The 14,199-nt window shown below is 63.1% G+C and carries 7 protein-coding genes; 2 read left to right on the top strand and 5 right to left on the bottom strand.

Translation table 11 applies throughout. The annotated features are described in order from the left end of the window. Nucleotides 1-3 precede the first annotated feature (3 nt). From ACY34H_RS23595 to tkt, 3 genes are all read right to left on the bottom strand, one after another. Nucleotides 4-1,215, bottom strand: coding sequence for an ISL3 family transposase (locus ACY34H_RS23595; RefSeq protein ID WP_464975433.1), 1,212 nt, complete (start codon nt 1,213-1,215; stop codon nt 4-6). Nucleotides 1,216-1,359: 144 nt separating this feature from the next. Beyond that, complete coding sequence (gap, locus tag ACY34H_RS23590; protein ID WP_464979904.1) at nt 1,360-2,370, bottom strand: type I glyceraldehyde-3-phosphate dehydrogenase; 1,011 nt, start codon at nt 2,368-2,370, stop codon at nt 1,360-1,362. 78 nt (nt 2,371-2,448) lie between these two features. After that, nucleotides 2,449-4,446: a transketolase gene (gene tkt, locus ACY34H_RS23585; RefSeq protein WP_464979903.1), complete on the bottom strand. Its 1,998-nt coding sequence runs from the start codon at nt 4,444-4,446 to the stop codon at nt 2,449-2,451. A gap of 174 nt (nt 4,447-4,620) precedes the next feature. Between tkt and ACY34H_RS23580 the strand changes: the two genes are divergently transcribed. Next, a complete protein-coding gene (locus ACY34H_RS23580) occupies nt 4,621-5,346 on the top strand; it encodes a 16S rRNA (uracil(1498)-N(3))-methyltransferase (RefSeq protein WP_464979902.1) in 726 nt (241 codons plus the stop codon). Nucleotides 5,347-5,420: 74 nt separating this feature from the next. Here ACY34H_RS23580 and ACY34H_RS23575 read toward each other — a convergent pair whose 3' ends face one another. Further along, nucleotides 5,421-8,276, bottom strand: coding sequence for a TonB-dependent receptor (locus ACY34H_RS23575; RefSeq protein ID WP_464979901.1), 2,856 nt, complete (start codon nt 8,274-8,276; stop codon nt 5,421-5,423). 719 nt (nt 8,277-8,995) lie between these two features. Further along, on the bottom strand, nt 8,996-12,067 hold the full coding sequence (locus tag ACY34H_RS23570) for a TonB-dependent receptor (protein ID WP_464979900.1): 3,072 nt from the start codon (nt 12,065-12,067) through the stop codon (nt 8,996-8,998). A gap of 424 nt (nt 12,068-12,491) precedes the next feature. Between ACY34H_RS23570 and ACY34H_RS23565 the strand changes: the two genes are divergently transcribed. Beyond that, entirely contained in the window at nt 12,492-14,123 is a 1,632-nt protein-coding gene (locus ACY34H_RS23565) for an NAD(P)/FAD-dependent oxidoreductase (RefSeq protein WP_464979899.1), read from the top strand. Nucleotides 14,124-14,199: the final 76 nt, after the last annotated feature.

The raw sequence follows: 14,199 nt of genomic DNA, 5'->3' as shown, positions 1-14,199 counted from the left end.
GGTTCATCGCACTTTGCCGGGGAACGCATTCTTGATTTTCAAGAAGAAGTAGGATGCGTCCCGGAATCCGTAAGCCATGCGTTTGATCACTTTGATGCGATTGTTGACGCCTTCCAGGATGGATGAGTTCATCGGATAGATGGCCGAAGCCAAGATACCGCGCCGGTATTTGGCCAAGCGTTTAGCGAACTGGATCAGCGGTGCGATCTGGCTTTCCAGGGCGAGCTTGAGCCAGGTTTTCCATCGACGAGCACCTTCCCAGGCCGATGGCGCATACCAGATCTCTTTCAGTTCGGTCTTGAGCAGGTAGACCGTTGCCAAGGGCTGGTTGGCGGCGAGCAGTTCGTCAAGTTTGATCGCCTGGTCGGTTTTGAGATTGTCGCGATTACGCAGCAAAAGCCATCGGCTGCGCTTGATGACCTGACGGGCTTTTGGCTCTGCACGTAGTGCATTGGCTTGATCGACCCGTACCCGGTCAACGACTTCGCGGCCAAAACGGGCCACGACATGAAATAGGTCGTAGACCACCTCGGCATTGGGGCATTGCTGGCGCACTTCGAGATCCATAGCCGTGTTCATGTCCATCGCCACGGCTTCAATCCGCTGGCAGCCTTCCGGTCCCAGCATCTCGAAAAATGGCCGGATCGCTTCCCGGCTATTGCCTTCTCCAACCCACAATACGCGCATCCGTTCAGCATCGAGCGCGACAGTGGCATAGCGGTGTCCCTTGTGCAGGGCGAATTCGTCCATCACCAGGCGCCGTACACCCTCTGCTGAGAAGTCAGCATGCAAGTGCTTCAAGCGCCGATGATCGATCTCTTTGACGGTATGCCAGTGTAGGCCGGTCAGCCGGGCCACATGTGCTATCGGAAGCAGTTGCGCCAGCGCCTCGACCCACAGGCGCACACGATGCGTAATGCGTGAACGCCGGTCAAGCCAGACAATGTGCTCGGCAACCCGTGCATTACAGTGATGGCAGTCCAGTCGCCGCACTGGCACATCAAGCCAGACGCGTTTGTCCAGAATATCGCGGTCGCGCACCTTGCGTCTTCGGCGCTCATGCACCAAGGCGCAAGGCTGGCGGCACGACCCACACAAAGCATCACTTGTCGGACAGGGTTCGAGAACGATCAGCAGGGAACCGTCTTTCTGTTCTTGGACGGAGTCGAGAATATGGCCTTCCCAAAACGGGAGAGACGACATAGCATTGAGCATGGCGGTGGTTTGAAAGATTGACTTGTTTGGCGACTATCAATCTACCAACTTCAGACCCCCGCCACCACTTCCTGCTCAGATCGTCAATCCCGTCTTCCCCCATTCCCCGCGAAGAACCTTTTTTTACGGGTACTGCGGGAACGATTACTTCGCGTTCATCAGCGCGACGGTGGTGTCGAGCATGCGGTTCGAGAAGCCCCACTCGTTGTCGTACCACGACGAGACCTTCACCAGGCGGCCGGAGACTTTCGTCAGCGTGCTGTCGAAGTTCGACGAGGCCGGGTTGTGGTTGAAGTCCACCGACACCAGCGGTTCGGTCTGGTAGGTCAGCACGCCTGCCAGCGCGCCTTCGGCAGCCGCCTTCATGATCTGGTTGACTTCATCGACGGTGGTGTCGCGCTTGGCGATGAACGACAGGTCGACCAGCGACACGTTGATGGTCGGCACGCGGATCGCGAAGCCGTCCAGCTTGCCGTTCAGTTCCGGCAGCACCAGGCCGACCGCGGCGGCGGCGCCGGTCTTGGTCGGGATCATCGACTGGGTGGCCGAACGGGCGCGGCGCAGGTCTTCGTGCATCACGTCGGTCAGCACCTGGTCGTTGGTGTACGAGTGCACGGTGGTCATCAGGCCGGTTTCCACGCCGATCGCGTCGTTCAGCGGCTTGACCAGCGGGGCCAGGCAGTTGGTGGTGCACGAAGCATTCGAGATCACGGTGTCCGACGCTTTCAGCACGCCTTCGTTGACGCCGAACACGATCGTCGCGTCGACATCCTTGCCGCCCGGTGCCGAGATGATGACTTTCTTGGCGCCGCCCTTCAGGTGGGCCGAGGCCTTTTCCTTGGTGGTGAAAAAGCCGGTGCACTCCAGCACGACGTCCACGCCCAGCTCGCCCCATGGAATTTCAGCAGGATTGCGCTGCGCGAACACGCGGATCTTGTCGCCGTTGACGATCATGAAATCGCCGTCGACTTCCACGGTGCCGTTGAACTTGCCATGGGCCGTGTCGTAACGGGTCAGGTGCGCGTTCGATTGCGCGTTGCCCAGATCGTTGATGGCCACGATCTGGATGTCCTGCTTCTTGCCGCCTTCGTAGAAAGCGCGCAGCACGTTGCGGCCGATGCGGCCATAACCGTTGATAGCTACCTTGATCGTCATTACATGTACTCCTGATAAAAGAAAAACAATTCTTATTGTAAAACGCCCCGCTACACGAGCGGGGCGTCCTGGGTCTCTTTATGCAGCAATAACAGCTTTGGCTTTCGCCACTACGTTCTCGACCGTGAAGCCGAAGTGCTTGAACAGCACGCTGGCCGGGGCGGATTCGCCGAACGTGTCGATACCGACCACGGCGCCTTCCAGGCCCACGTACTTGTACCAGAAATCGGTCACGCCGGCTTCCACCGCCACGCGCGGGATGCCCTTGCCCAGCACGCTGGCCTTGTAGGCCGCGTCCTGGCGGTCGAACACGTCGGTCGACGGCATCGACACCACGCGGGCGGCAATGCCTTCGCTCTTCAGCGCGGCGGCGGCGTTCACCGCCAGTTCCACCTCGGAGCCGGTGGCGATCAGCACGACTTTCGCGTCCGCTTCGTCGGACAGGATGTAGCCGCCCTTGGCGATGTCGGCGATGGCCTGCTCGGTGCGCTCATGGTACGGCAGGTTCTGGCGCGAGAAGATCAGCGTGCTCGGGCCGTTCTTGCGCTTGACCGCTTCGCCCCAGGCCACCATCGATTCGACGGTGTCGGCCGGACGCCAGTTGTCCAGGTTCGGGATCAGGCGCAGCGACGACACGTGCTCGACCGACTGGTGGGTCGGGCCGTCTTCGCCCAGGCCGATCGAATCGTGCGTGAACACGAAGATCGAGCGCTGCTTCATCAGCGCGGCCATGCGCAGCGCGTTGCGGCTGTAGTCGGAGAAGGTCAGGAACGTGGCGCCGAACGGGATGTAGCCGCCATGCAGGGCCACGCCGTTCATGATCGCGCTCATGCCGAATTCGCGCACGCCGTAGTTGACGTGGTTGCCCGGCTTGCCGGAACGGATGTTGGTCGACTCTTTCCAGTTCGTCAGGTTCGAGCTGGTCAGGTCGGCCGAGCCGCCCAGGAATTCCGGCAGGATGGCCGACAGGGCCTGGATCGCGTTCTGCGATGCCTTGCGGGTGGCGATGGTTTCCTTCTTTTCGACGCAGGAAGCGATGGCGGCCTTCAGCGTCTCGTCGAAATTGGCCGGCAGGTCGCCGTTCATGCGGCGCTTCAGTTCGGCGGCTTCGGCCGGGAAAGCGGCAGCGTACGCGTCGAACTTCGTGTTCCATTCGGTTTCGAACGAAGCACCCTTGTCCTTGAAGTTCCAGGCGGTGTTGACTTCTTCCGGCACGATGAACGGCTCGTGGCCCCAACTGATGTATTCGCGGACGGCGGCGATTTCCTTGTCGCCCAGCGCGGCGCCGTGCACCTTGTCGCCACCCTGCAGGTTCGGCGAACCCTTGCCGATGATGGTCTTGCAGCACACCAGCGTCGGCTTGTCGGACTTCTTGGCCTGCTCGATGGCGGCATCGACGGCGCTGACATCATGGCCGTCGACGTCGCGGATCACGTTCCAGCCGTAGGCTTCGAAGCGCTTCGGCGTATCGTCGGTGAACCAGCCTTCGACCTTGCCGTCGATCGAGATACCGTTGTCGTCGTACAGCGCGATCAGCTTCTTCAGGCCCAGCGTGCCGGCCAGCGAGCACACTTCGTGCGAGATGCCTTCCATCAGGCAGCCGTCGCCGACGAACGCGTACGTGTAGTGATCGACGACGTCATGGCCCGGCTTGTTGAATTCGTTCGCCAGCAGCCACTCGGCCAGCGCCATGCCGACGGCATTGGCCAGGCCCTGGCCCAGCGGGCCGGTGGTGGTTTCCACGCCCGGCGTGATGTCGACTTCCGGGTGGCCCGGCGTCTTCGAATGCAGCTGGCGGAAGCCGCGGATGTCGTCCATCGACACGTCGTAGCCGGACAGGTGCAGCAGCGCATAGTGCAGCATCGAGCCGTGGCCGTTGGAGAGCAGGAAGCGGTCGCGGTTGACCCAGTCCGGATTGGCCGGGTTGTGGCGGTGGTGGCCGCTCCACAGCGCTACGGCGATCTCGGCCATGCCCATCGGCATGCCTGGGTGACCGGAGTTGGCTTTCTGGACGGCGTCCATCGCCAGCGCGCGGATCGCGTTGGCCATCTGGGTGTGGGGGAGCTTAGCGTTCATAATCAGTTGGTGCGGGAGGTTTGGAATTCCGGGGGCTACAAGCCGTTTCGAGCTGGTTAGTGGACTGCCGAACTGCCACCATGCTGAAACCGCCTTGGCTGCGTAGCCCGCTATTTTACCAGAGGCCGGCGCCGGCGCTTAAAATCAGTGCATTCCGGACTTATCTTTATAACGATGCCACGCTTTTACATCGACGCTCCCCTCGCCGCCGGCGCCCTGCTGGACCTGCCGGCCGAGGTTGCCCACCATATCCATGTCGTGCGCCTGGGGCCAGGCGACACCCTGACCCTGTTCAACGGCACGGGCGGCCAGTACGAAGCCGTCCTGACCGACGTGGGCAAGAAACGGGCAACGGCCGAGGTGCGCGCCTTCGCTGCGCGCGATGTCGAACTGCCCTACCCCGTCACCCTGGCCCAGGGCCTGCCGGAAGGCACGAAGATGGACTGGATCGTTGAAAAGGCGGTCGAACTGGGCGTGGCCGCCGTGCAGCCGCTGGCGGCGCGGCGCTGCGTGGTGCGCCTTTCCGCCGAGCGGGCGCAGAAGAAACTGGAACACTGGCGCGGAGTCGTCGTGGCCGCCGCCGAGCAGAGCGGCCGCAACCGGCTGGCAAGCGTGGCCGAACCGGCCGAGTTCCGCGACTGGATCGGCACGCCGGCCGCCGGGCCGCGCCTGCTGCTGTCGCCGCGCGCCACGTCCTCGCTGGTGGAGTGGGCACGCGACGCCGGTGCGCAGCCGGTAACGCTGCTGGTGGGGCCCGAGGGCGGCTTCACGGACGAGGAAGAAGATGCCGCGGTGCGCGCCGGCGCGACGATGGTATCGATGGGGCCGCGCGTGCTGCGCACGGAAACGGCGGCGCTGGCGGCATTGTCGATGCTGGCCGCCGTGTGGGGCGGGATGTGACCGCGCAGCCGTAAAAAAAGCGGCCGAAGCCGCTTTTTCGGGAGGGCGGCCCGAAGGCCGCCCGGTCAGGCAGGTCAGAACGCGTAGCTGGCGCCCACGCTGAAGTAGCGGCCCACGGCGCCCGACTGGTGCAGCGAACCGTTGTACGACGCCTGCGTGTTCGCGTTCGAGTACGTGCCCACGTCGATCGGCGGCTCGCGGTCGAACAGGTTCAGGATCGCACCGCGCAGCGTCCAGTTGTTGCTCAGCTTGTACGTCACGTTCAGGTCGGCCGTCGTGAACGAACGGATGGTGCAGTAGTGCGCCGGGGTATCGCCGCCAAAGAAGTAATTGCGGCCCGAGATGTTCGCCGCGCTGGCGCAGTCGTTCGAACCCACCGATGGGTCCAGCGCGGAGAACTTGTCGACCCAGTTCACCGTGGTGGTGACGCCCACCGGGCCGCGCTCCCAGCCCAGCGTCAGCTGGGCGCGGTTCTTCGGATTGCCGGTATTGCCCGACACGGTGGACGGGCCGTGCGTGCCGGCCAGCTGGTACGTGACGCCGGCCGCCTCGAGCTCGTAGCTGATCATGTGGTTGAACGTCAGCTCGCCGCGCACGTTGCCGTATTCGCCGAGCCGCTGGCGCGCCGACAGGTTCAGTTCCACGCCCGAGGTCTTGGTGCCGCCGGCGTTCACGTAGTCCGTGGTGGCGTAGGCGATGGTGCCGACGCTGGGCAGCCCGCTGGTGGTGGTGCCGTCGCCGTTGGAGATTTCCACCGGCGCGATCGGGTTGCGCACGAAGCTCGGCACGAAGCCGGGCAGCGTGGCGGCGCTGGTGATCTGGTTCTTCACATCGATGCTGTACCAGTCCAGCGTGGCGCTGACATTGCGGATCGGCTCGACGATCAGGCCCACCGTGAACGACTTCGATTTTTCCGGCTGCAGGTCGGGATTGGTGATCTGCACGAAGGCCGGCGTCAGGTTGCACGCGGTCGGCACGTTGCCGGCCGTTTGCGGATTGCCGTTCGCGCACAGGATCGGGTCGTCGGCCGTATAGGACGAGAAGATCGACGAGGCGGTGCCCACTTCGGCAGCGTTCGGCGCGCGGAAGCCCCGCGCGAACGTACCGCGCAGCGACACCGTCGGCGTGATGTTCCACTTGAACTTGGCGCTCGGCGTGAACGAATTGCCGTAGGTATCGTAGTGGTCGTAGCGTGCCGCCAGGTTGACCAGCACATCCTTGATGACATCGCCTTCCAGCTCGGCAAACACCGCCGAGTTGGTTTCCTCGCCGAACACGTAGGCGCCGCCGTTCCCCACGATCCCGCGCGCCAGCAGGTCGGCCGACGGTGCGTCCAGGTCTTTCTTCTTCCAGTTCACGCCCACCGCCATGTTCAGCGGACCGCCCGGCAGCTGGCCGATCTCGCGCTGCGCATTGGCTTCGAAGAACTTCAGCACCGACGTGGATTCATTGCTGAAGCGGGGCGACACCAGGGCCATCACGTCCGGCGCGTTGCCGCCCAGCGGATTGAAGGTGCCGTTGTTCAGCAGCCGGTACAGCTCGAGGCGGTTGACGTAGCCGGAGTAATCGGATTCCGTCTTCACCCGCGTGTAGCCCGCAGCGGCATTGATGTCCCAGCCATACGCACTGCCGTTCAGGTCCGCCACGAAGCGGGTCGACGTAGAGGTATTCTCGTTGGTGGACGCGGCATTCAGGCCCGGGACATGCCCGTACAGGCGCGCGGGAGCGCCCAGCTGGTTGCCCTGCACGCCCGGTGCGAACAGCGTGGAGGGAATGCCCTGGGAAAGGCGCGGCACCTCGCCCGGCACCAAAGCTGTGAAGCCGCCAAAGCTGGTCTGGCTGAACGTGAGCGGCCAGCCGCGGTTGTTTTCGCTCTCGCGCCGGAACATCGATGCTTTCAGCGCCAGCGTCCAGTCCTCGTTCAGCTTCTTCGTGAAGCCGCCCAGCACGTTGACATTGCGCGATTCGGGCTGGATGAACGAGTAGGTGTCGGGCACGAGACAGCCGCCGGCGCGGTATTTCGCGTAATTGCAGTCCGGATCGAGGAACTGGAAATTGGCCGGGTTGTTGGCGCCGCCCGTGCCCGCCGGGTTGTAGAAGTACGGGCTGCTGGCATGGGCCAGGAAGTTGTTGGCCGTGGTCGGCACGCCGCGGTTGGTGTCGATACCGCCGCGTGCGCGCCAGTCGCCGCTGGCCCAGTCGTAGCCGGAGCGCTGCGACAGCCTGATCGGGTCCGCTTCGCGGTATTCCGCCGAAATGAAGGCGTTGTAGCCGTCATCCTGCAGGTCGCCGATGCCGGTGGTCAGCGATACCTTCTTGGTGTTGCCGCCGCCATGCTGCGATTTGCCCGCATCGGCTTTCAGGCTCAGGCCATTGAACGATTTCTTCAGGATCACGTTGACCACGCCCGCCACGGCGTCCGAGCCGTACGTCGCCGAGGCGCCATCCTTCAGCACCTCGATGCGCTCGACGGCATCGAACGGGATCGCCGACACGTCGACAAACTGGCGCTGGCCGTCGTCGGACAGCGGATACGGTGCCATGCGGTGGCCGTCGATCAGCACCAGGGTCAGGCCCACGGTGAGGCCGCGCAGCGACACGCCGGAGCCGCCGTTGGCGAATGCGCCGGCAAAGCCGCTGCCCAGCGTGCCCTGCCCGTTGGAGGCCAGGTTGGTCAGCACTTCGGCGATGGAGGTGTAGCCGGTCTTGGCGATGTCATCGGCCGTCAGCACCTGCACGGGGCTGGGCGCTTCCTTGTCGGCGCGGCTGATCAGGGAGCCCGTCACCGTAACGCGCTGTATCGGCTGCTGCGCGGCGTCGGCCGCCTGCGCGGGCTGGGCCGAGACAGTGTTTTGTGCCAGCGCGGGAAGCGCGGCCGCTGCGCCAAATGCCAGCGCAAGCGACCGCACGAGAACCTTTTTATTCAACATTGTGTAATTCCTCAGTGAGAAAGCCTGTTTCGGTAGAAAACCTGGACGTAACCGTTCAACAGCCCGTTTCATCCGGCATGGCTTTGTTTATATTGTCCCTGCTATTCCAGTGAATTAACGCTGGAGGACGACTCTCACGGAAAGCCAGTGGCTGTTTTAATATGGATTTCCGAACCCGAATATGACCATAGGGCGAAATGAGGTGTCAAATTACAAACTTCCGTGCGCGGCATCCTTACAACACATATGCCGATCAGCTGGAACTCGACTCTCTTCAGGGGGAGAGCGCCGCTGCCCGTGCGACCGGGCCGGCCCTGCCGAGGCAACGGCACGGGCGCCCGCAGGGCTGGCGCGAGGGTGCCGGGGGTGGCACATATTGACGGGCGAAAATGATTCATGCCGGCGACTCAAATCTTTTCGCTTGCGAAAGTTTATTTACCTGGCGCAATAGCTCACTGAATATCCTGCCGCGCCATTCATCGATGGCACGGCCGCGGTATTAATATCGGCCACGCCGGCAATCCACCCACCCTCCACCTTGGGAGGGTTCGGTTTTATTCAGGCCGGGTTGATGGTGAATAGCGGAATTAAAAGGCCCGGGCGCGGGCGGAATGCGCTGCATTACAAAAGCGGGCACGCATGAAAAAAGCCCGCGGAATCGCTTCCGCGGGCTTTTTTTACTGCCGGCTAACCGGCAGCGCAGGGTGCTCAACCAGGGATCAGTTGAAGCGGATGTTGTACTCGGCCGAGAAGCGTGCCGAACGGGGAGCCGAACGGTAGATCTGTGCTTCGTACAGGGCGTAACGCGCCTGGTTGGTGTTGTAGCGCTCGTAGACCTTCTGCACGTTCTGGTCGTTCAGCACGTTGAACACGTCGACCTTCAGAGCCAGGCCCTTGAAGAACGTCGGACGATAGACCACGTTCAGGTCCACCGTTTTTTCCCATGGCAGGCGGCCAACGGTGCCACGCGGCGACGGCACGTTCTGGCTGCCGGTCGCGCCGAAGCAGTAGTGCGAAGCGGACTGGTAGTTGTAGTCGGTACCCACGGTGTTCGGGTTGGTACCCGAGCACGAACGCGGACGGCCCGAAGCGAACACGGCAGCACCACCAACGGTGATTTCCGGGGTCACGTCGTAGTAGCCGATTGCCTTGACCTGGTGCTTGCGGTCGTTCGGCAGCAGGCCGTACGCGTAGTCCATCAGCTCCTTGTAGTCCCAGGTCTGGGTGGCGGCAACGTCGCCCTGGCCGGTCGAGGTATCGGACAGCGTCTGGCCTTCGGTATTACCCTTGCTGCGCGACAGCGTGTAGTTCACCTTGGCGTACCAGCCGTTGCGGTACGGGTGCTCCAGGAAGAAGTCCAGCGCGGCATACGTACGCTTGGCTTCCTCGAAGCCCAGGGCTTCCTTGGTCAGGTGCACTTTCGTGTAGTTGCCGTTCATGCCGTAGTCGACCATGAAGTCGTTGGCTTCGCCCGGATTGAAAGATGCGCAGGCGAAGTGCCAGTCGTCGGACACGGCGATGTTGTTCGCTGCGGCATACGCTTCGAACGGACGGCCGTCGCACAGGTCGTCGATGGTCGACTTCAGCTTGCGGTAGGTTGCTTTCGCACCGAAGTTGTATTCCGGCGTGATCATCTTTTCCAGGCCCAGCGTCAGTTCATCCTGGAACGACGGCTTCATGTCCATCGCGGCAACCGTGACCGGATCCTTGGCCTGGCCGAACTCGCTGTTGGCCGACAGGACGCCGGTCAGCGGGGTCAGGCCGGTCGGGGCGCCGTTGGCGTCCGTGCCGGTGTACGCGAAGTACTCGTCGGCGTTCAGCGAACCGTTGGCGCCGCGCAGTGCGATCATCGTCGGCATCTGCACGGTGTAGCGGCCGGCGCTACCGAAGACCTTGAACGATGCGTCGCCGTTCACGTCCCACACTGCCGAAGCGCGCGGAGCGATCTGGTTCTTCATCTCGATGTACTTCGTGCCATCCTGGTTGGCGTTGTAGAAGCCCTCGCGACGCACGCCGACGGTGACGGCGACGTCCTTGGTGACTTGCCAGCGGTCTTCCAGGTATTGCGCGTCCTGGCCTGCAAAGGCGTTCGACACGGTCGAGGTACGGTTGCGGCTCACGTAGTAGCCCTGGGCAGCGTAGCCGCCGAGGGAAGCCAGCGCCGGAACGGTGCCGCCTGCCACTGCGAACGGCTGCGACGGGGTCGGCGTACGGCCGTAGGTCCACAGCACGCCACCGGCACGCTGGTCGCCCGCGTTCATCGACTTCATCTTGTTGTTGTCGATACCGGCCTTCAGCGTGTGGTTGCCGAGGCGGTATTCGATGTCCAGACGCTTGGAGATGACTTCGTCGCGCGCGCCGGTGAACGGCTGGTCGTCGGAGAACGGCTGGCCGCCCGAGTAGTTCAGGCCCGGAACCTGGGTATCCGGCAGTGCCGACACCTGTGCCAGGGTCGGATCATAGCCTTCCGGGGTGTAGATGTGCTCGGCTTCGGACTTGCCGAACAGCGCGGTCACGGTCAGGTCGTCGGTCAGGTTGCCCACGTAGCGCAGGATCTTGGCTTCGCCGCCGTTCGGGTTGAACGGGCCGTATTCCTCGTGCGTGGCCGAGTTGACGGTGTTACCGACGGCGCGGGTCGCGTAGTTGTACGAGCGGTACTGGGTATCGGTTTCCGGCAGGTCGCCCAGCGTCGTGAACTCGAGGCGGTGATTGTCGGTGATGTTGTAGTCGAGCTTGAAGAAGTAGCGGTTCGTCTTCGTCTCGTAGTCGCGCCAGCCGTTGTCGTCCAGCGTCAGGGCGGTACGCGCCAGGTAGACGCCATTGCTTTCCAGGCTGGTCTGTTCCAGGGCGGCGAACATGAACAGCTTGTCCTGGATGATCGGGCCGCCGACGTAGGCCGAGTACTGCGTCTGCTTGACCTGGTTGTCTTCGCGGCGCAGGCGCAGCGTGTTGTCGGTACCGTTCGGCGTGGTGGCCGTGACCGGGAATGCACCGGTGTTACCGTAGTAGTAATCCTGGTACTTGGCGCGGGTGGACGCCGGCGTGATGGATGCGTAGCCGCCTGCTTCCCACGTGTTGGTACCGGACTTGGTGGTGATGTTCATCACGCCACCGACCGAACGGCCGAATTCCACGCCGAAGCCGCCCGTCAGCACGGTGGCCTGGGCAATGGCGCCGAACGGCAGCTCCATTGCGCCCAGCTGGGTCAGCGGGTTGGTGGCAGGGAAGCCGTTGATGTAATAGGCATTTTCCGAAGCACCGCCGCCGCCGAAGCTGGCACCGGCCGCGTAGGTCGGGTCGCCGCGGGTGGTGTTCGGCGCCAGTTGCACGATCGCCTCGACGTTACGGGCGATTGGCAGCTTTTCCAGTTCGCGCGCGCTGAACGTGGCGCCGTTGGTGGAGTTGGAGATGTCGATGCGGCTGCGGCGGCCGGTCACCTGGACCGACGTCATGCCTGCGGTCGCGAAGACGGCTTCGACACCCTGGCCGGCGATAACGTCCAGCGTCGTGGTGCTGACTACGCTGCCGCCTTTTTGCAGGGTTGCGCTGTAATTGCCGAGCGGCAAGTTGGTGACGCGGAAAGTGCCGTTGGGCTCGATGGAGCTCGTGCGGGTCTGGTTCGTGTCGTTGCTTTTCAGAATGATGGTATCGCCCGAACCAGCGGTGATTTTACCGTAGACCGAACCTGCCGCGTTCGACTGTGCCATGACGGTCGGCGCGACCGCCATCGACAACGCGCCTGCCGTGAACGCAACTTGCAGCGCACGGGCCAGAACAGTTTTTCTCAACATTGTTTGTATTTCCTTATTTAATAAGCTTGTTCGGTAGAAAAGCTTAGGCGGACCCGTTTTGGCGGATCCGCCAGCACCGGCACAGCTCTGTTTATATGTCCCAACAATTCCTGCCGAATCACCTTTTGGACGATTCCACCGGACGTCCGTTGATCTAACTCAAAAGTGGTCCGATGACAAATCTGACCACATGGCCAATTGGGGTGTCAATTGAGAAAGATTGGTTTGCGGCTCAGATACAACAGTTACCTGAAAATCGCTACAGAAACGTTAGGAAGTGGTGCGTTTTTCGTCCATATCGGCGCACGCACCAAGATGGTGCAACAGGGAAATGCGGCTCTTTGCCCTGGCTTCCGGTACAATGGAGGGTTTCCTTGCGCCGCCCTCCTCGACCCGGGCCGTGCCGACCTCTTGAAGATTTGACATGCTCCGCTTAAATGAAATCAAACTGCCTTTAAATCACGATGAATCAGCGTTAAAGGAGGCGATCCTCGAAAGACTGGGAATCACCGCCGAAGCCTTGCTGCAATTCACGGTGCACAAGCGCAGCTACGACGCGCGCAAGAAAGCGCATATCGTCCTGATTTATTCGGTGGACCTGGAAACGACGGACGAAGCCGGCGTGCTGGCCCGCAATGCGCGCGACGTGCACCTGATGCCATCGCCCGACATGGCGTACAAATACGTCGCGCATGGCGTCAACCGGGATGCGCGGCAGCCGCGCCCGGTCGTCATCGGCATGGGCCCATGCGGCCTGTTTGCCGCGCTGATCCTCGCGCAGATGGGCCTGAATCCGATCGTGCTGGAGCGCGGCAAGACGGTTCGCGAGCGCACCAAGGACACGTTCGGCTTCTGGCGCAAGCGGGCGCTGAACCCGGAATCGAACGTGCAGTTCGGCGAAGGCGGCGCCGGTACGTTTTCCGATGGCAAGCTGTACAGCCAGATCAAGGACCCGCGCCACCTGGGCCGCAAGGTGCTGACCGAGTTCGTCAAGGCCGGCGCGCCGGAAGAGATCATGTACGTCAGCAAGCCGCACATCGGCACGTTCCGCCTGGTCAAGATGGTCGAAGCGATGCGCGAGGAAATCGTCGCGCTGGGCGGCGAGATCCGCTTCGAGCAGCGCGTGACCGACTTCGATATCGAGGAACGCAACGGCGTGCGCCAGGTGCGCGGCCTGCTGCTGGCCTCCGGCGAGCGCATCGCCACGAACCACGTGGTGCTGGCGATCGGCCACAGTTCGCGCGACACGTTCCAGACGCTGTACGAGCGCGGCGTGTACGTGGAAGCGAAACCGTTCTCGATCGGCTTCCGCGTCGAGCACCCGCAATCGCTGATCGACACCTGCCGCTTCGGCCCGAATGCCGGCCACCCGATCCTGGGCGCGGCCGACTACAAGCTGGTGCACCACGCGAAGAACGGCCGGGCCGTGTACAGCTTCTGCATGTGCCCGGGCGGCACCGTGGTGGCGGCGGCTTCCGAACCGGGCCGCGTGGTCACCAACGGCATGAGCCAGTACTCGCGCGCCGAACGCAATGCCAACAGCGCCATCGTGGTGTCGATCAGCCCGGAAGACTACCCGGGCGGGCCGCTGGCCGGCATCGAGTTCCAGCGCAGGCTGGAGGAAGCGGCGTTCCGCCTGGGCGGCGAAGACTACAACGCGCCGGGCCAGCTGATGGGCGATTTCGTCGCCGGCCGCCCTTCCACCGAATTCGGCACCGTGATTCCGTCGTACAAGCCGGGCGTGCACCTGACGGACCTGGCAACGATCCTGCCGGATTACGCCACCGAGGCGCTGCGCGAGGCGTTCCCGGCATTCGACCGGCAGGTGCGCGGCTACTTCAAGCACGACGCGGTGCTGACGGGCCTGGAGACGCGCACCTCGTCGCCGATCCGCATCAAGCGCCGCGACGACGACCTGCAGAGCCTGAACACGCGCGGCCTGTTCCCGGCCGGCGAAGGCGCCGGATATGCCGGCGGCATCCTGTCGGCCGGCGTGGATGGCATCAAGGTGGCGGAAGCGGTCGCGCTGTCGATGGCCGCCGCCGACAACGCCTGAGCGCAAAACTGGGGACGTACCCCTGTTTCCAGGAAAGTTTAGAACTGCAAACTGGGGACGTACCCCTGTTTTCCGG

Source organism: Pseudoduganella sp. jia 9, from assembly GCF_055502615.1.
The sequence above is the reverse complement of the archived record's forward strand: the minus strand, read 5'-3'. Positions and strand labels throughout refer to the sequence as shown.

What these genes read in the sequence shown, in the direction of transcription:
- tkt (WP_464979903.1), bottom strand. Translation starts at nt 4,446, where the DNA reads ATGAACGCTAAGCTCCCCCACACCCAGATGGCCAACGCGATCCGCGCG.
- ACY34H_RS23595 (WP_464975433.1), bottom strand. Translation starts at nt 1,215, where the DNA reads ATGCTCAATGCTATGTCGTCTCTCCCGTTTTGGGAAGGCCATATTCTC.
- ACY34H_RS23575 (WP_464979901.1), bottom strand. Translation starts at nt 8,276, where the DNA reads ATGTTGAATAAAAAGGTTCTCGTGCGGTCGCTTGCGCTGGCATTTGGC.
- gap (WP_464979904.1), bottom strand. Translation starts at nt 2,370, where the DNA reads ATGACGATCAAGGTAGCTATCAACGGTTATGGCCGCATCGGCCGCAAC.
- ACY34H_RS23565 (WP_464979899.1), top strand. Translation starts at nt 12,492, where the DNA reads ATGCTCCGCTTAAATGAAATCAAACTGCCTTTAAATCACGATGAATCA.
- ACY34H_RS23570 (WP_464979900.1), bottom strand. Translation starts at nt 12,067, where the DNA reads ATGTTGAGAAAAACTGTTCTGGCCCGTGCGCTGCAAGTTGCGTTCACG.
- ACY34H_RS23580 (WP_464979902.1), top strand. Translation starts at nt 4,621, where the DNA reads ATGCCACGCTTTTACATCGACGCTCCCCTCGCCGCCGGCGCCCTGCTG.